This window comes from Streptomyces sp. NPDC052023 (genome assembly GCF_044548465.1).
Lineage (GTDB): Bacteria > Actinomycetota > Actinomycetes > Streptomycetales > Streptomycetaceae > Streptomyces.
Genome location: NZ_JBIUBW010000002.1, coordinates 421,734 through 439,522, shown reverse-complemented (window position 1 = coordinate 439,522; position 17,789 = coordinate 421,734). Strand labels below are relative to the sequence as shown.

Genomic DNA, 17,789 nt, shown 5'->3' with positions numbered 1-17,789 from the left:
TTCGGCATCCCGGACAGAGGGCATACGGAGGCTCTACGCATCAGGAGTCGAGCGAGGGGACGAACCGACATGACCACCGTGGGCCCACTCGAGGACCAGCTCACCGCCGACTTCTACCACTACGAGTCGCTGCTCCCGGACGAGGAGCGCAAGATCCTCCTCAAGGCCCGGGCCTTCATGCGGGACGAGATCAGGCCCCTCGTCAACGACGCCTGGGCCAAGGCGGAGTTGCCGCCGGAGCTGATCGAGAAGTTCCGCGGCAGCGGCCTGATCGCGCTCGGCTACGAGGGCTACGGCGAGCACAAGCCGGCCGTCAGCCACCTGCTCGGCGGCATGCTGGGCATGGAGATGGCCCGCACCGATGCCTCCGTCTGCACGTTCTTCGGTGTGCACAACGGACTTGGGTTCTACTCCCTCTACGCGGGCGGCAGCGAGGAGCAGCGCGAGCGGTTCCTGCCCGCGATGGCCGGCCTGGACAAGATCGGCGCCTTCGCGCTGACCGAGCCGGAAGGCGGCTCGGACGTCGCGGGCGGCATGCGGACGACCGCCCGGCGCGAGGGCGACACCTGGGTCCTCGACGGCGCGAAGAAGTGGATCGGCAACGCGACCCTCGCCGACCTCGTCGTGGTGTTCGCCAGGGACATCGAGGACGACCAGGTCAAGGCCTTCGTCGTGGAGAGGGGCACCCCGGGCTTCCGGCCGGAGAAGATCGAGGGCAAGATCGCGCTGCGTATCGTGCAGAACGCACAGATCACGCTCAGCGGCGTCCGGGTGCCGGAGGCGAACCGGCTCCAGCGGATCAACGACTTCCGTGATGTCGCGGAGATCCTCCGCCAGACCCGCGGCGGCGTCGCCTGGATGGCACTCGGCGTGATGATCGGCGCGTACGAGCTGGCTCTGGAGTACGCCAAGGAGCGCCACGCGTTCGGGCGTCCCATCGCCGGGTTCCAGCTGGTGCAGGACCACCTGGTGAAGTGCCTGGGCGACATCACCGCGTCCTGGGGCATGCTCGTGCAGCTGGCCCGGCTCCAGGACTCCGGCATCTTCCGCGACCAGGACTCGGCGCTCGCGAAGGCCTTCGTCACCTCCCGGATGCGCGAGGTCGTCGCCCGGTGCCGGGAGATCTTCGGCGGCAACGGGATCCTGCTGGACCACGACATCGCGCGGTTCTTCGCCGACGCCGAGGCCCTGTACTCCTACGAGGGCACGCAGGAGATGCAGACGCTGATCGTCGGCAAGGCCATCACCGGGCACAGCGCGTTCGTCTGATCCGGGGCGGGTCTAGCTGCCGGTGTCCTCGGCGAGGGTGTGGGCCACGAGCGCGTTGGCGTGGCCGTGGCCCAGTCCGTGCTCGGACTTGAGCCAGGAGACGAGTTCCCTGTGCTTCGTCAGGGGCGAGGCACGGATCAGGTCCTTCCACTCCGCCACGGGACGGCCGTACTTCTTCTCGATCGAGGGAAAGTAGGCGGCGGGGCCCTTCACCTGTGCGGTCATGCGGTCACGTCCTTCTCTGCCGGAGGGTGCTGCGGTTCGACGCGGTGTTGACCGGCGGGGGGCGGACAAGTGATCGTCGCGCCGGAGTGATCTGCGTCACCCCGCCTTGGGCCGTCCGGGCGCTGCCATGGAACTTCGGGGACGGGGCAGGCGTTGCCACGACGACGTGTGCGCACGCACACCGACGACCGGAACGACACGGCTGAAGCCGAGGTGGCACGGGATGGCTATGTGGGATCGGATCAAGGACCAGGCCAAGGGCCTGCAGCAGCAGGCCCAGGGGGCGCGCGGCTCCGGCGCGCAGGGCGGCCACGGCGGGCCCGCGGGTCAGGGCGCGTTCGGCGGTCACGGCCGGCCGGGTTCCGGATCCTCCGGCGGCTCGCGGGCCCAGCTGGTGAGCACACTGAAGTCGCAGCTCAGCTCGCTGAAGACGGAGCTGAAGAGCGGTGCCTACCGGGACGCCAGCATGGCCATGTGCGCCTTGGTCGCGGCGGCGGACGGGCATGTCGACCCGACCGAGCGGCAGCAGATGGAGTCGCTGATCCTGAACAACGACGTCCTGCAGAACTTCCCGCCGGAGCAGCTGCGCCAGCGGTTCAGCAAGCACGTCGACCAGCTGACGTTCGACTTCCCGCAGGGCAAGAACCAGGCCCTTCAGGAGATCGCCAAGGCGGCGAAGAAGCCGGCGGAGGCCCGTGCGGTCGTCCAGACCGGCTTCGTCATCGCCGGGGCCGACGGTTACATCGCGCCGGCCGAGGAGCAGGTGCTGCGGGAGGCGTGCTCGGTGCTGGGCCTGTCTCCGCAGGAGTTCGGCCTCTGATCGCACCGGCCGTCCCGCTGGACGCCGGGCGGGCGACGAGGGGCGATTCTGTTGCGGCCGACGCAGATATCGCCCCTCGCTCAGGCTAGGGTTTTTGTGTGCCCCCTGATCGCGTGCCTGATGATCCCGCCTTCACCGTCGACAACCTCGACGACGACGACTACCCCGCCTACACCATGGGCCGGGCCGCCGCCGTGCTCGACACCACGCCTGCCTTCCTGCGAGCCCTCGGCGAGGCCAGGCTGATCGAACCGTTGCGTTCGGAGGGCGGCCACCGCCGCTACTCCCGCCACCAGCTGCGCATGGCGGCGCGTGCCCGCGAACTGGTCGACCAGGGCACGCCGATCGACGCCGCCTGCCGCATCATCACCCTGGAGGACCAACTGGCGGAGGCCCGGCGGCAGCTCAAGGGCCAGTAAGAGGACCACGAGCCGGAGAGCCACGCATATCTGTCGCGGCAGCTGCAGAATTTGTGCAGCCAAAAACAGAATTCAGATGCACCGGAAATACCCAGGCCATAAACCCAGGACTGTGCTAGCGTGACAGGAGCACTCGTTTTTAAGGGAGATTGAATATGGCATCTGGCACCGTGAAGTGGTTCAACGCGGAAAAGGGCTTCGGCTTTATCGAGCAGGACGGTGGCGGCGCCGACGTGTTCGCTCACTACTCGAACATCGCCACCTCCGGCTTCCGCGAGCTTCAGGAAGGCCAGAAGGTGACCTTCGACGTGACGCAGGGCCAGAAGGGCCCGCAGGCCGAGAACATCGTTCCCGCCTGACGCGTATTGCAGATCGGGGCCCGCACCCATTCGGGTGCGGGCCCCGACGCATTCCCGGAAACGGCCCGCGAATCTCCCGGCAGCGCCCGCCCTCCGGCGAGGTCGGCCATCACCTGGCGTGCGGCCTCGGCGATCAGGGCCTCCTTCGGCGGGGTGCCGTGACCGCGGCGGTCCGTCATCACGGCCAGGACGCGCGGTTCGCCGCGGGGTGGCCGGACGATCGCGATGTCGTTGGCCCGGCCGAACTCCTCGCCACCCTGCGCCAGGACGCCGGCCCCGGTGGCGCCCGGGTCCTGACCGACCCGCACGTCCTGACCCGCCTCAGGGCGCTCGACCCGGCCCGCACCAACCGCAGCACCCCCCGTGACATGACCCGTCTGCTGAGCGCCGTCCGGCGGGACGAGGCCTGCGCGCCCGAGCAGGCCGCGGCGGTCCGGCGCCTGCTCGGCCTCCAGGTCTGGCCGCACCGCCTGGCCTCCGGCTTCCCCTTCGACGACGTCCATGTCGCCGGCAAGACCGGCACTCTGCCGACGCTGCGCAACGAGGTCGGCGTCGTCGAGTACCCCGACGGCGGCCGCCACGCCGTGGCCGTCTTCACCCGCACCGCCAACCCGGCGGCCACCCTCCCGGCGGCCGACGCGGTCATCGGTACGACGGCCGGACTGGCGGTCGAGTCCCTGCGCGCCGGCGACGCGTCGCGAGGCGGACGGGAGCGCGACGCCAGGGGCTAGGATCCCGGCATGGTCGAACTAGCCGAAATGATCCGGGAGTTGAGGCACGAGCTGAACTCCGCGCTGGCCGGTGGCGGCGACGGCCCCGTGCGGTTCGAACTCGGGCCGGTGGAGATCGAGGCGACCGTCGCCGTGGGGCGGACGGGCGGAGCCGGGGGAAAAGTGCGGTTCTGGGTGGTGGAGGCGGGCGGTGACGCGCAGGTCGAGTCGTCGCGCACGCACCGGATCTGCCTGACCCTCCAGCCGAAGCTCGTCGCACCGGACGGCACGCACCATGACGTGCTCGTCACCGGTGCCGAGGTGGAAGGCGAGCGGTGAGCCGCAGGGCGCTCGCTTCGACCCCCTGACGTGGGGGGACGACTGGCCGTACGCTGGTCGGCACTGTCAGTGGTAACTCAGGCGGGACTGGTGGCGGTCGGGAGGTCACGGGGGTGGAAGGGCGCAGCCCTGCACGGGTCCGCAACGAGCTGGTGGCCGAGGTCGTGGACATCCTTCAGGAGTCGGCCACGATGCGGCACACGAGCAGCGCGGACCTGCTGGTGACCATGCTGGGCGAGGAACTCGGCGAGCCGGTGGAGCCGTTACGCGGCGAGGCGTTACGGCCCTGGCTGCTTCATCTGGTGGAGAAGTGCACGGGCGTCCCGGACGGAATGCCGTGCCTGGTGCGCTGTCTGGGCTACGTCGAGCAGCAGTCGACCACCGTGACGGCACTGCGCCGTCTGGTGGACGAGTGGGAGGCCGTCGACTTCTACGACGGGGCCGACCTGCATCCGCTGCGGCCGCTGCTCGGGGAGATCCGCTCCGCCTCCACGCTGGCGGCGATGGCCCGCCGGGCGAGCCGTTCACGCACCCAGGAGCTGCCGGCGTGGTGCGACACGGGCTGGGCGGTGTTCCTGCGCCTGGCCGGGGACAACGCGGTGGCGAAAGAGCTGCCGGTGAGCATGGCCTTCGTGTCCCTGGCCGCCGACCACCTGGTCGAGGACGGGCAGCGGGACGCGGCCGAGGAGCTGCGCCGCTGGAACCGCCGGCAGGCCCGCACCTGGGGTCTGGAGGACAAGATGGCCCAGTGGCAGCGCGGCGGCGCGCCCGAGCCGGTCACGTCCTCGCTGATGCCGGCGTATCTGATGATCCAGTTCGAACCGGACGGCGTGGACCGCGACCGTTACTACCTCTCCCACTGGCGTCAGTCGGACGCGGAGGGCTGGCATCCGGTCCCCGGCGAGACCCTGCATCTGCACCGCGACGAACTCCCCGCGGAGGTCGAACTGCTGATAGAGCAGACGGAGGAACGCTGGTCGGATCTGCGTCAGCCGGTGGTGCTGGAGTTCATCCTCCCGTGGGAAATGCTCGGCGAACCTGTCGAGTGGTGGCACAAGGAGTCCGGCTCACCCTCCCCGACCCCGCTGGTGATGGACTACGCCGTCCTGGTGCGCAGCTTCGAGCGGTTGCGCAGAGCCTCCTGGCACCGCCCCTGGCACAACAAGTGGCGGCACTTCAAGGAGCGTCCGGCCGACACCCATTCGTACTGGAACCGGCCCGGCCACTCCCACTTCCATCTGGAGCGGGAACTGAAGGAGGACGAGCACGCCGTCTGCCTGGTGCTCGGCGAACCGCCGGGTACGGACTCGGTCTCCAGCCGGCAGGCGTATCTCGCGGGCCTGCGGGCGGGGGTCCCGGCCATGATCTGGCACCGCGGCGACTGCTCCGACCCGGCCTTCAAGGAGGCCGTCGCCGACATCGTGCAGGACCGCGGGCTGGCCGGTCTGCTGGAGCGGACCGGAAGATGGCGCAAGGAGGCGCTGGCCATGGGCCCCGAGGGGTGGGACAACCACGTGGGGCGCCATCTGGCGATCCTGCTCGACGACCCGGAACGCAGACCCGTGCCCCCGGGCCCCGACCATGCGCGGGGCGAGCGGCCGACCGGGGCACGGGTGCACGGACCGCCCGCCCGCGAGCCGAAGGGGGACCCGAATTGAACGAGCGTGCGCGTAACCGCCCGCCTGTGTTCCAGGTCGGCCCCGGTGCTTCCGTCATGCTTTCGCGTACACCCTGCGCGAGCCCCCGTGCGTACTTGCTTCACGAGCGGAACCGCTGCGAGGCTTTGCCCGTGGCTGTCACGCGTGCCGGGGGTCCGTGCGGCTCCGCCACCCGCTCATCGTCACTACGACGCCTTGAGGGCACGCATGCATGATGACGATGGCCGGCGACCGGGAGAGGCCGCACGGGAACGCCGGGAGGCCGCCCAGGTCCTCGGCCGGCTCGGGCAGCAGCCCTGCGGGCCCCGGCCCGCGGAAGCGGTTCTGGTCATCGACGCCCACCCCACCATGCGGGTGTGGCACGAGACGGTACGCGACGATCTGATCGAGGAACTCGAACGCGCGGGCACCTTCTCCCGCGTGCGGGTGTTACGGCTGCTCGGCACCGACGAGACCGCTCCGGCCCGGGTCAGCCCCGAGGAACCGCTCGGCCCGGCACCGGAGGACGGCGGCCGCGTGGTGCTGGTGCTCACCGACGGCCTCGCGGCCGGCTGGCGGCTCGGCGCCGTCCAGCCGCTGCTGCGCGGCTGGGCGCGGACCTCCCCGGTCGCCGTGGTGCATCTGCTGCCGCAGCAACTGTGGTTCCGCACCGGTCTGGACGTGCACCGGGTGCGTATCCGCGCCCCGCGCGGCTGGGCCCCCAACAGCTCCTGGGACTGGGAGGAGCGTGAACCCCCCGCCGGGCTGGGCGAGACCGGCGAGCCGGCCGCCGAGGAGGACGGCACCGCCGTCGTCGTACCCGTGCTGGCGCTGACCGGGCGGTGGGCCGGCGCGCTCATCCGGCTGGTGTCCGGGCCGGAGCCCGAATGGCTGGATCTGGCCGCCATCCAGGCCCGGGAGTGGAAGAGCAGGCCCGACGCGGCCCGCGCGCTGCCCTGGGCGGAGGAACTGCCCGACCCGCTCAGCACCCTGCCCGCCGCCGAACGGGTCAGCGACTTCCGGGCCGTCGCCAGTCCCACCGGGTTCACCCTGGCGACCCGGCTGGCCGCCGCGCCGCTCAGCCTGCCCGTCATCCGCCGGATCGTCGCCACCACCCCGGACGCCGGTCCGGTCCATGTCTCCGAGCTGCTCATCAGCGGTCTGGTGCGGCCCACCTGGGAGCACGACGAGGGACCGGCGGACGTGGCGTTCACCTTCGCCCCCGACATCCGCGAAGAGCTGCTGGCGCTGGGGCGGCGCAGCGCCACCGGGCGGGTACTGCGCGAGGTGCGTGCCCTGTTCGCCGCGGACGGCCTCGCCCGCACCCTGCTGCCGTCGCCCGCCGAGCCGCTGGACACCCTCGCGCTGCCGCACGTCAGCAGCCGTAACGTCGCCTTCCTCCGGGTGGAGCTGACCGCCCTGCGCGCACTGTCGGGCCGATACGACCAGCGTGCCGCCATGCTGGCGCAGGTGCTGAGCTGGCACGATCGGCGTTACGCGGTCAGCCTGGAGAAATCACGACCTGGAGTGCCGGGGCCGCCGGCACCGGCCCGCGTGCCTGACGCCGCCACCGGCCCCGCCCCCCGGACCGCCTCCGAAGGAGCCTCGCAGATGCCGACAACACCCCAGCGGACCGTGGAGACGGGGGACCGCACGACACAGCCGCGGGTCTGGGGGAATCTGCCGCCGCGCAACCCGAACTTCACCGGGCGCACCGAGCTGCTGGAACTGCTCGGCCAGCGGCTGCGCGAGGGCACCACGACCGTGCTGCCGGAGGCGATCCACGGCATGGGCGGCGTCGGCAAGACCCAGCTCGCCATCGAGTACGCCTACCGCCACCAGTCCGAGTACGACATCGTGTGGTGGATCCCCGCCGAGCGGCCCGGCCAGATCGGTCAGGCGCTGGTGGAACTGGCCCAGCGGCTCGGGCTGGTGACCACCACCGAGGCCAACATCGCCGGACCCGCGGTCCGTGAGGCGCTGCGCGAGGGCCGGCCCTTCTCCCGCTGGCTGCTGATCTTCGACAACGCGGACAATCCCGAGCAGGTCCGCCACTACTTCCCGCCGGGCGGCAACGGCACCATCCTGGTCACCTCCCGCAACCGGCGCTGGGGCCAGGTGGGCGGCTCCCTCGAAGTGGACGTGTTCACCCGCGAGGAGAGCAAGGAGCTGCTGCGCCGCTCCGGACCGCCGCTCAGGGAGGAGGAGGCCGACGCGCTGGCCGAGGCACTCGGCGACCTGCCGCTGGCCCTGGAACAGGCGGCAGCCTGGCGCGCGGAGACCGGCATGCCCGCGTCGGAGTATCTGCGGCTGTTCGAGAACAAGCGCATGGAGCTGCTCGAAGTGGCGCCGCCGCCGGACTACCAACTCCCCGTGGCCGCCGCCTGGAACGTCTCCCTCGACCACCTGGAGACCCGCAGCCCCTCGGCGCTGCGGCTGCTCCAGCTGTGCTCCTACTTCGCGCCCGACCCGATCTCCCGGTCGATCTTCTCCGGCCTCGGCAACAGCAGCATCTTCCCCGAGCTGGACGCGGCGCTGAACGACCCGATGCGGCTCGCCCGGGCGATAAGGGAGGTGAACCGCTACTCCCTCGCCCGCATCGACCACCGTACGAACTCCATCGAGATGCACCGCCTGGTGCAGCTCGTCCTGAACAACCGTATGAACCCCGAGGAGCAGTCCCGCATGCGCAACGGCGCCCACACCCTACTGGCCGCCGCCGACCCCAAGACACCGACCGCCCCCGCGAGTTGGCCTCGCTATGCGGAGCTCTACAGCCATGTGATCGCCTCCGACGCGATCAAGTCCGACCAGCCGTGGGTACGCCAGCTGGTGCGGAACATCGCGGAGTACCTCTACTACTGGGGCGACCACGACGTCTCGCTCGACTTCTCCGAGCAGGCCTGGGAGTCCTGGACGGCCATCTTCGGCGAGGAGGACCAGCAGACCCTGCTGATGGGGCAGTGGCTGTGCTTCATGTACTGGGTGGTGGGCCGGTTCGACGACGCGGCCCGGCTGGTGGCCCACCTCAGGGAGGTCTACGACCGCACCGCCCCGGCCGACCAGGAGGACACCCGCGAGGACGCGCTCGACGCGATCCAGCTGGAGGCGGCCGTACGCCGCGTCGAGGGCCGCTTCGCCATCGGCGCCGAACTGGACAGGGTCGCCTACGAACGCGCCCACCGGGCCTTCGGCGAGGACGACCCGACGACGCTCAACATCGCCCACAACCTCGGTGTGAGCCTGCGTCTGGTCGGCGACTTCCGCCAGGCGCTGGAGCTCGACCGGCGCACTCTGGACCGGAAGCTGCGCCTGTTCGGGCGGAACGACCAGCGTGCCCTGACCACCGAGAACAACGTGGCCATCGACGTGCGCGAGACCGGCGACTACATCGGTGCCCGCGCCCTGCACCAGTCCGTACTGGTCGCCTACCAGGACGTCTTCGGGCAGGGCAACCCGGCCACGATCGAGACCATGCGCCAGCTGAGCGAGGCCTGCCGCAAGGAGGGCGACCACCTGCGCGCGCTGGAGCTGGCCACCGAGGCCCACGCCCAGTTCACCCGCCGCTACGGCGACACCCACCCCCGCTCGCTGGCCGCCGCGCTGACCTTGTCGGTGGCGCTGCGGCAGAACGGCGACCTCCAGGCGGCCCGCACCCGGGGCCTGAAGGCCTGCGAGGGCTACCGGCAGATCTACGACCCGCACCACCCGCACGTCCTGTCCGCCGACGTCGACCTGGCCGTCACCCTGCGACTGCTCGGCGGGGCCGAGGAGGCGCGGCGCCTGGACGAGACGGCGCTGGGCTCGCTGTCCGACCGGCTCGGTGCCGGGCATCCGCTCGCCCTGATCTGCGCCGTCAACCTGGCCAGCGACCTGGCCGCCCTCGGCCTCCACGAGGAGGCCCGGCTCCGGGGCGAGGACACGCTGGCGCTGTGCCGGACCACGTTCGGGGAGGACCACCCCACGACGCTGGTCTGCGCGGGCAACCTGTCGGCGGACCTCGTCTCCGTCGGCGAGCAGGAGCGGGGTGCCGCCCTGCGCGCCGACACCCTGGCACGCATGGAGCGCGTCCTGGACGCCCCCGGGCTTCAGGTGGAGGCGGGCTCCGCGCACCCGGCGACCGCCCAGTTCCGCGACGGCGAGCGCGCCAACTGCGACATCGACCCGCTGCCCCTGTGAGGCCCCGGGGCCCGTCCTAGGACCGAAGGGCGGGCCGGCCGGGCAGGCCCTGGTCCTGCCCCAGCCATGCCGCCAGGCGTACGGGGTCGGCGCCCCGGCCGGTCGCCGCGACGAGGGCGTCCTGCACGGCCCGGGCCCGTTCGGGGAAGCCGCGCAGCAGCGTCGCGGCCGCCTCGTGGGACGGGTCGCCGGACAGGGCGCGGGCGAGTCCCGCCCAGGCGGCCACGGGCGCCCCCTTGCGGGTCAGCCGGTCGGCGTAGACGGCCCGGGCCGCCTCGCGGTCACCGCGGATCAGCAGCACGTCGGGCGCCTCGACGCCGTCGACGCTCCCGGCCAGGGTGTGCCGCCAGGTCCCGTCGGGATCGCTGAGCCGGTGGCGGGCGAGGACGGCGGCGCTGTCCAGGTGGCGGGCCTCGGTGTCGGGGACGACGTCGGGCTCGGCGGCCAGGGCGGCAGGCGGCCGGGCGGCGCCGCGCCGCCAGGCGCGTACGGCCTCGTCCACGGCGGCGGCGGCGGGACGCAGATGGTGGGCCCGCCAGCGGGTCAGGTGATCCCCGGCCACCTCGTGGGCCAGCCGCAGCTCGGCCGCGGGCACCTCGTCGCCCATCCACTCGGCGCACCGCTCGCTCAGCCCGTCCAGCACCCGGCGCCCCAGCGGCGTCAGCTGCTCGTGCCCGCGGACCTCGCCGAGCACGGACCACACCTGGGTGCGCCACATCGCGAACTCGAAGTGGGCCAGCGGGGCGTACGCGGGGTCGGCGCTGTGCCGGTGGGCGCGCCAGAACCGGGTCACGCCGAGGAAGGCGTAGATGCCCTGGAGCAGTCCGCCGAGCGGACGGGGGTCGTCGCGCCAGGGGGCGTAGCACAGCCACGCGGGCGTCGGCGGGTCGGGAGCCTGCTCGGTCAGCGGGCCCAGGTGCATGAGGCCGCCCAGCTTGGTGTGCTGGAACTCGTGGACCAGGGTCGCGGCGAGCTGGGGTACGTCGTCGGGGCGGGAGGCCGTGATCCCGCCGAAGGCGTCGCCCGCCGTGCTGCTGTGCGGCCGAAACCTTTCTCTCGTCGGGGTGGGGGCCACCGACATCAGCCCGTGGCGCATGGCGGCGGCACTGACCGGGTCGTCGCGCAGCAGGATCGTCCAGGCCTCGTCGAGCATCGACTCCCAGGCCGCCGCCTCCGCCGTGGACAGCGGCCGGGGCTCGCTCGGGGCGGGGAAGGTCCGGTACGGGTCCAGTTCCTCCAGCACCAGCGACTTCGCGTCCGGCCCGGATCCGAGCGTCAGCCTGCGCACCGGAAGCCATCCGGGTCCGCGCCGGTCCCAGCCGGGCGCGACCTCGACGACCGCTCCGCGCGCGCCCGTGACCCGCAGCCGGCCCGCGCTCCCCGTCACCTCGGCGGTGTCCCACTGCTCGGTGTCCGGCAGGACGGCGCAGCCCAGCGTCGGCAGGGGAACCAGCCCGCGGCGCACCGGGACGGTGATCGAGAAGTCCAGCCCGGCCCGCGTGCCCGCGGCCGCGGCCAGCGCCGCCAGATGGCCGACGGCCACCCACCGCGGGGCCTCCTCGTAGACACGTCCGCGCATCCGGCGCACCGCGAGGGAGACCCACATCCCCGTGTTGGGGGACATCAGGACCTCCTCGAACGCCTCGGGCGCCCGCTGCTGCGCCCGCTCCAGCAGCGCCCAGGCCCGGGCGTAGGACACGCGGGGGTCGTCGTCGCGGGACAGCGCGTTGTCCAGGGCCCGCAACAGCAGCAGGCGACGGCTGCGCTCCGCGCCGAGCAGTTCCGTCACGAGCGCGCCGTCCCCGTCCCCGTGGGAGAGCGCCAGGGCGCCGGCCGGCGACAGCCGGTGGAAACGTGGAAGGTCCCCGGCCGTCATGGCGTCAGCGGCCACGCGTCCTCCACGGGTCGATGCCCGTCACGCAGGCCGGGTCAGTCGAACCGGGACGGGTTGTACGACACCGTGATGGCCTGCGGGCCGTCGATGTGGCGCAGCAACTGCTCCAGCGACTCGGTAAAGGCCGTGCCGTCCATGGAGCGCAGCGCTTCAAGTGAGACCCCCGAGAGATCGACGAGACAAGACTCGACGGCAGGCATCGTTTCCTCCACGGCTGCCAAGTCCCCTCCCGTGCCTACGAGTCAGCGCGCTGTCGGCTCCCAACCATCATGACCCAGCGGACCACAAGTCGAAACCCCACATCCCGGCCGCCCCGGCGAGATCACGTCAGTGGTGGCGCCCGGCCAGCCGGGCGGCGGCCCGGTCGACCCGCTCCAGTTCCGGCGACGGCCCTTCCAGCAGCCGTACCGCTTCGAGGAGTTGATCGAGGGTGCCCGGATAGCGCAGGCAGGTGCGCAGGATGCCGTAGACGTCCATGCGCAGCCGGGGGTCGCGGGGGCTGTTGGCGGCGATCCGGTCGCTGATGCTGTCCAGCAGCAGGGTCATGCCGTTCGGGCCGCGCAGCAGGGGCAGGGCCGTGAGCGCGTCCACCAGGCCGACCAGTTCCCGCAGGGGCAGTTCGCCGGGGAGCCCGGTCAGCGGGGCCACCGGGCGGGAAGCGGCCGGGGCGCCGGCGGACGCGAGCGCGGCGCGGGGCGGCAGCCCGGCGTACCGGCCGAGCCGCTCCAGCGCGTCCGGGGACAGCTCGTCGTACCACCGCTCCACCCGCCGGGCCGCGAGCCTGCCCAGGCCGTCGGCGCGGTGGTGCACGCTCACCACGCCTGTCACCGCGCCCCCGCACCACACCGCCGCGCCGGACATGCCCTCCCAGGGTGAGCGCTCCGGCTCGACGTCGGCGGGCGGGACGGGGACGGCCAGTTCGAGTGTGCCCTCGCGGCGATTGGACAGGACGGAGACGGTGCCGGTGACATGGCAGGAGTCGCGGTACCGGCCGGGTGCACCGGCGTCTTCGCGGAGCTTGAAGCGGGGGAAGCCCATGGCGCTGAAGGGCAGCACCACGTCGGCGTCCGGGACGGCGGCGTAGCGGGCGGCGGGGACGTCGGCGTGGCCGGGCGGCAGGCGGGTCAGCTCCAGCAGGGCGACGTCGGCGGCCTCCTCGAGCAGGACGACTTCGGCCTCGGCGCTCCACTCACCGGGCCGGTCGGCGTCGAAGCGGACGCTCAGCCGGCCGACGGGACCGGCCACGACATGGGCGGCCGTCAGCACACAGCCGGTGGTCACCCGGTATCCGGAGCCCCGCCGTCCGGGCCGGCCGCCGACGACGACCTCGGCGACGCGCGCCGCGTCCAGCCCTCGCTCCCCCGGGTCCGTCACACCGGTCCCCTACCCGTGGGGCGTGGGGCGTACGCCGGAGCGGCCGGCGACGAGGGCCTCCCGGGCCACGGCGACGATGTGCTCCCGCAGCCGCTCGGTGAACAGCCGCATGTTCTTGCGCGCGATGTCGGTGTCCGGGTAGCGGCTGGCGAGTTGGAGGCCCTCGTGGAGGCGGGTCAGCCAGACGCAGACCTGGTCGCCGTACGACACCCGGATCAGGCCGTAGGCCTTCAGGTCCTGCCACTGCTCGGAGCCGGTGGTGGCGCGGGCGTCGACGAAGGAGACGATCGAGTACAGGTCGGGGGAGGTGGGGCGGAAGTCGGCGCCGAGGAGCTTCAGTACGCGGGCGATGGGCTTGCGGGACAGGGGGCGGTTCTCGCGCAGGGCGGCGCGGACCATGCGCAGGGTGCTGTCGAAGTCGGGTGCCTGGGCGACGGGCACCTCGATCGGGGCGCCGCCGACGTACCAGCCGACGGAGTCCGACCACTGGGAGCGGACACGGGTGTGGAAGGGCACGACCGTGCGGTAGACCTGCTGGCCGCCGATCTCACGGACGATGAGCGCGGTCGCGGCGAGCACGCCGACCAGGCTGCCGCCGTAGGGGCGGCAGTACGCCTCGAAGGCGGCGGCGTCGGCGTCGTCGACGAGCATCTCCTGCATGAACTTCTGCGTGGGCAGCGGACCTTCGGGATCGAGGCCGAGCTCGACGGGGAAGTTGGGCAGCTTGCCGTCGCACTGGACGATGAACTCCCGCCACCGGCTGACGATTTCGTGGGTGTCGTCGAGGCGGTCGGCCTCGGTGCGCTCCAGGGCGCAGAAGTCGACGTAACTGGCGGCGGCGGGCGCGTCGAGGCGCCGGCCGTCGGCGGCCGAGGCGTACAGCTCGTGGATCTCGGCGGGGATGCGGTGGATGGAGTGCGCGTCGACGTTGCTGTGGTCGAACGCCATGTAGACGCTGGTGCCGTCGTCCCGGACGACCGCGGTGTAGATGAAGTTGGGCCAGCTGAGCGCGTCCGCCACGGTGTCGAACCGGTCCTGCAGGTAGCGGGTCAGCTTGCCCGCGTCACCGAAGGCGCCCTGGTCCTTGCGGTGCAGGAGCACGGCGTCCGCGTCGAGCGTGAAGCGCCGCATCTCGTCACCGATCCAGCGGAAGCCGCTGCGCAGCGTCTCGTGCCGCAGGGTCCAGGCCCGCAGGGCCTCCTGGAGCACGCCGAGGTCGACCCGGCCCGGGATGTCGAAGGCCGCGCCGAGCCAGGTCGGCACGAACAGGCCGTCCTCACGCACGGAACGCGCGGTGCGCACATGTGACTCCTGGACGTACGCCGGCGGCCGGGAGTCCTCCGGCATGTCGGCCGCGGCCCGCACCGCCGCCGGGTGCAGCGTCCACTCCACGAGCCGCCCGGGGCGGATCTCGCAGCGCTGGATGTCGGTCATTCGCACAGCATTCTCCGTTCGTCTGCCCACGGGAGACGACCGGCCGGGCACCCGTGTCTGCTGGGCATCGCTCAGTGCACAACGGGACCAACGCTCAGGGGTGGCGGAAGAAACGGCGGGCATACAGGGGAACGCCCCCGGCACGGCGGCCGGGGGCGTTCGGCGAGCGGTCACGCGGGACCGGTCAGGGTGCGTCGATCAGGTGGTGCGGGGGGACCTTGACCGTGCGGGCGCCCGGTTCGCCGCCCAGGACCACCTTGCGCAGGGCGACGTTGTTGTTGAGGTTGGTCTCCTTGAGCCGCTTCTCCGGGTTGGCGATCACCTGGATGTAGTACGTGCCGTTCGGCAGGTCGGTGATGTCGAAGGACTGGCCCGGACGGTACTGCGTGTACGTGTCGCCGGAGCCGACGTCGAGCACCTCGCGGACCGAGATGGAGTTCTGCTGACCGCACGCGGTCGACAGGTCCGTGTTGTACGGGTGCCAGTTGGCGTTCTTCACCGTGTAGTCCACGGCGTCGGTGTTGGCCAGGCAGAACGCCTCCTTGCCGCTGCGCACCTCCTTCGTCTGGTCCGCGCTCAGCAGGCGGTAGCTGGCGAAGTCCGTGAAGTGCCAGTGCTCGTGCCCGACGCGCGGGTCCCACTCCATGGTGCCGGTGGGCGTGTACCCGACCTGCTTGCCCTTGGCGTCGTAGAAGTACTGGTACGCGTCCATCAGGTCCGCGCCCGGGCTGCGGAACCCGTCCACGACGAGCGGCGCTGGCCCGGCGTTCCACACGTTCGCGCTGAACGCGAGGTAGTCCTTGCCCGGTACGTCGCCGTCCTCGCCGTCCGTGATGGCGATGTCCCAGGCGGGCAGCGAGCGCAGGTCGGGCTTCGGCACGTTCGCCGGAACGCCCGCGCGCCCGGAGGGCCGCTTCGCGTTGGGCTTCAGCGCGGGCGCGATCCGCGAACCGTCCGTGTGGCCCGGCCCGTCGCCCAGGTGCGAGGCGCGGCCCCGGTCCTCCATGGCGTGCGACAGCTGGGGCGGGGTGGGGGCGTCGGCGCCGCGCGGGCCGTAGTGGTGGGCGGTGTGGGCGCCCTGCGCGGCGGCGCCGTGCCCGCTGTGCGCACCGTGGCCGCCGTGCTGCGCGCCGGAGCGCGAGGCGGCCGCGCCCTCTCCGCCACCACCGTCGCTGATCTCCCGGACGGTCACCTTGACGGTCGGCTGGTTGTTCGGGATGCCGAACAGGTCGCGGTACTTCTTCGCCACCGTGACCTTCGCCGTGTACTCGCCGGCCGGCAGGTCCACGGGCTTGTCGTAGTCGACGGTGCTGGTGTTGGACGCCCAGCCCTTCTCCACGCCCCACACGGAGCCCAGCGTCCACGGGTTCGTGGGGCAGCTCTCCGGGTAGCGCGAGGTGGCCGGGGCGTCCGGGCGGAGCCGGCCGGAGGCGTTGTTCGGGCAGAAGGTGCCCTTGGACTTCGATACCTCCTGACCTGCGGCGTTCTTGATCGACACCTCCAGGAAGCCGGGCAGCCCGGAGAAGTCCTTCACCAGGCCGGCGGGCAGGGTCTTGGTCCGGACGCTGCTGCCGTTGCGCAGGACCTGCTGGGCGACCACCGGGTCCTTGTACGACTTCCGCGTCACCTTGAACTCCAGTGGCGCGTTGTCGACGGTCACGTACGTCCCGAGGTCCAGGTAGACCCCGGGCTCCCCCTCCCAGCGATCGAGCGTCACGGACTTCGACGCGGCGATCAGCTTGAGCTTCGGCTTGCCGGGCGTGGTGCTCGCCGGGTCGGCCCCGGAGGCGACGGCGGCGCCGCCCACGACGACGGTGAGCGCGGTGCCGGCGGCGAGCGCCGAACGCTTCACACGATTGCGGTGTTGCTGACTGGTCATCGGTTCCTCGTCTGCGAGTGCCGCCCGTGGGCGGCATCGGACCGGACAGCCCACGTCCGCGCGGCCACCGCTGAACCGACGCACCCCACGCGCCCGGCGGCCGTGACTCTGTGAGCATCCTGTGAGACAGGTAAAACCGGTGTGCGGGTTGCCTGTTGACGCCGGAGTTCGTGCGAACGGGGTGCCGGGCGGGCGACCGGGGCCCGGTGAATCTGTGCAGGAGCGTCACACCGGCTGCACACGGTGGCCGGAATCCGTCGTTAGCGTTGCTGGCCGTTCGGGGGCCGTCGACTCAGGAAGACCGCGCAGATGGACTACTGGCAGATGGACTACTGCTCCTCGTGCCGACGGCATCTCAACGGTGCCCTGGTGTGCCCCGGATGCGGCGCCTACGCACCGGACATCGCGCCGGAGCCCCGGGGGGAGGCCGAGCCGGAGCCGGCCTACGTCCCGCCGGTCCCGGAGCCCGGACCCGAGGCGGTGGCGGTCCCCGCGCGGGAGGGCCGCGCGGCCCGGCGCAGGCAGCGGATCCGCTGGAGGAAGAGTCAGCGCCGGGCTCTGGTGGCGACGGCGGTCGCCCTGGTCGGCGGCGGGCTGACCGTCACGAGCCTGGAACGCGGCGCCCCCACCGACCGCACCCAGGCGGCCGCGGCGCCCGAGGAGCTGACCCTGGACACCGCACCGAGTACGCCGGCGGGGCGAATACCTCCGGGCCGGTCCCTGCCGGAGGAGCAGCGCACCGCGCCCCGCCCGGCCGCGACGCAGTCCCCGGACACGGACGCGACGGCGAGCCGCTCGCACCGGCGCCCCACGACGCCCGCCCCGCACAACGCCCGCCCCGAGACCCCGGTCGCCGTCCCCACGGCCCCCCAGCCCCCGCGGCACCGGTCGGACTCCCCCGTCCCCCCGGCGGAGCCGGCCCCCACCACGCCGCGGCAGACCACGCCCCCCGCGCCCCCGGAGACACCTCCGGCCGCCCCCGGGACCCCACCCCCCGCCCCGCCGCAGTCCACGCCGCCGCAGCCCACACCGCCCCAGCTCTGTCTGCTGGTCATCTGCCTCGGCTGAAGCCCCGTCGGCCACCGCGCCGGCTTCAGGACACCGTCACCGCCCGCCGCGGCCCCGTACGCCGGCCGGTGGCGGTGGCGCGCCGGGGGACAGCGGCGCGCGTGCCGGTGCGGCTCCCCGTGGCGGGTGCGACGCGCGGGTACGCTCTCGCGCGCTCCTCGTGCTCCCGGCCCCCCTCACCCC

General features: G+C 72.5%; 14 protein-coding genes and 1 pseudogene. 9 read left to right on the top strand and 6 right to left on the bottom strand.

Features of this window, described 5'->3' with window-relative positions:
• Positions 1-69: 69 nt before the first annotated feature.
• Positions 70-1,269 (top strand): acyl-CoA dehydrogenase family protein, encoded by a 1,200-nt coding sequence (locus ACIHCM_RS06120; protein ID WP_399889792.1) that lies wholly within the window; start codon positions 70-72, stop codon positions 1,267-1,269.
• Between the two features lie 12 nt (positions 1,270-1,281).
• On the opposite strand, the gene ACIHCM_RS06115 is transcribed toward ACIHCM_RS06120, so the two are convergent.
• The gene (locus ACIHCM_RS06115; RefSeq protein WP_399889789.1) at positions 1,282-1,494 is read right to left on the bottom strand and encodes a DUF4287 domain-containing protein; all 213 of its coding nucleotides are present in this window, start codon (positions 1,492-1,494) and stop codon (positions 1,282-1,284) included.
• 223 nt (positions 1,495-1,717) lie between these two features.
• Here ACIHCM_RS06115 and ACIHCM_RS06110 point away from each other — a divergent pair, with 223 nt between their 5' ends.
• From ACIHCM_RS06110 to fxsT, 7 genes and pseudogenes are all read left to right on the top strand, one after another.
• Complete coding sequence (locus ACIHCM_RS06110) at positions 1,718-2,314, top strand: tellurite resistance TerB family protein (RefSeq protein WP_399889786.1); 597 nt, start codon at positions 1,718-1,720, stop codon at positions 2,312-2,314.
• A 176-nt stretch (positions 2,315-2,490) separates the two neighbouring features.
• Positions 2,491-2,733 carry a MerR family transcriptional regulator gene (locus ACIHCM_RS06105; RefSeq protein WP_399890563.1) on the top strand — a complete coding sequence of 81 codons (243 nt, stop codon included), beginning with the start codon at positions 2,491-2,493 and terminating at the stop codon, positions 2,731-2,733.
• A gap of 155 nt (positions 2,734-2,888) precedes the next feature.
• Positions 2,889-3,092, top strand: coding sequence for a cold-shock protein (locus tag ACIHCM_RS06100; RefSeq protein ID WP_007383480.1), 204 nt, complete (start codon positions 2,889-2,891; stop codon positions 3,090-3,092).
• 257 nt (positions 3,093-3,349) lie between these two features.
• Positions 3,350-3,823 (top strand): annotated as a pseudogene (locus ACIHCM_RS06095) (serine hydrolase); the annotation flags it as partial.
• 9 nt (positions 3,824-3,832) lie between these two features.
• Positions 3,833-4,141: a trypco2 family protein gene (locus ACIHCM_RS06090; RefSeq protein ID WP_399889783.1), complete on the top strand. Its 309-nt coding sequence runs from the start codon at positions 3,833-3,835 to the stop codon at positions 4,139-4,141.
• A gap of 113 nt (positions 4,142-4,254) precedes the next feature.
• A complete protein-coding gene (locus ACIHCM_RS06085; protein WP_399889780.1) occupies positions 4,255-5,799 on the top strand; it encodes a hypothetical protein in 1,545 nt (514 codons plus the stop codon).
• 207 nt (positions 5,800-6,006) lie between these two features.
• Positions 6,007-9,957 (top strand): FxSxx-COOH system tetratricopeptide repeat protein, encoded by a 3,951-nt coding sequence (fxsT, locus tag ACIHCM_RS06080; RefSeq protein ID WP_399889777.1) that lies wholly within the window; start codon positions 6,007-6,009, stop codon positions 9,955-9,957.
• A gap of 16 nt (positions 9,958-9,973) precedes the next feature.
• On the opposite strand, the gene ACIHCM_RS06075 is transcribed toward fxsT, so the two are convergent.
• The 5 genes from ACIHCM_RS06075 to ACIHCM_RS06055 all read right to left on the bottom strand — a co-directional run bounded on the left by ACIHCM_RS06075 (position 9,974) and on the right by ACIHCM_RS06055 (position 16,538).
• Positions 9,974-11,848: an HEXXH motif domain-containing protein gene (locus ACIHCM_RS06075; RefSeq protein WP_399889774.1), complete on the bottom strand. Its 1,875-nt coding sequence runs from the start codon at positions 11,846-11,848 to the stop codon at positions 9,974-9,976.
• 38 nt (positions 11,849-11,886) lie between these two features.
• Positions 11,887-12,072, bottom strand: a complete 186-nt coding sequence (locus ACIHCM_RS06070) for a hypothetical protein (protein WP_393103439.1) — start codon at positions 12,070-12,072, stop codon at positions 11,887-11,889.
• Between the two features lie 106 nt (positions 12,073-12,178).
• Entirely contained in the window at positions 12,179-13,225 is a 1,047-nt protein-coding gene (locus ACIHCM_RS06065; RefSeq protein WP_399889769.1) for a trypsin-like peptidase domain-containing protein, read from the bottom strand.
• A 9-nt stretch (positions 13,226-13,234) separates the two neighbouring features.
• Positions 13,235-14,659: a condensation domain-containing protein gene (locus tag ACIHCM_RS06060; protein ID WP_399889766.1), complete on the bottom strand. Its 1,425-nt coding sequence runs from the start codon at positions 14,657-14,659 to the stop codon at positions 13,235-13,237.
• 184 nt (positions 14,660-14,843) lie between these two features.
• Entirely contained in the window at positions 14,844-16,538 is a 1,695-nt protein-coding gene (locus ACIHCM_RS06055; protein ID WP_399889764.1) for a lysyl oxidase family protein, read from the bottom strand.
• Between the two features lie 309 nt (positions 16,539-16,847).
• On the opposite strand from ACIHCM_RS06055, the gene ACIHCM_RS06050 reads away from it, so the two are divergent.
• Positions 16,848-17,606 carry a hypothetical protein gene (locus tag ACIHCM_RS06050; protein ID WP_399889761.1) on the top strand — a complete coding sequence of 253 codons (759 nt, stop codon included), beginning with the start codon at positions 16,848-16,850 and terminating at the stop codon, positions 17,604-17,606.
• Positions 17,607-17,789: the final 183 nt, after the last annotated feature.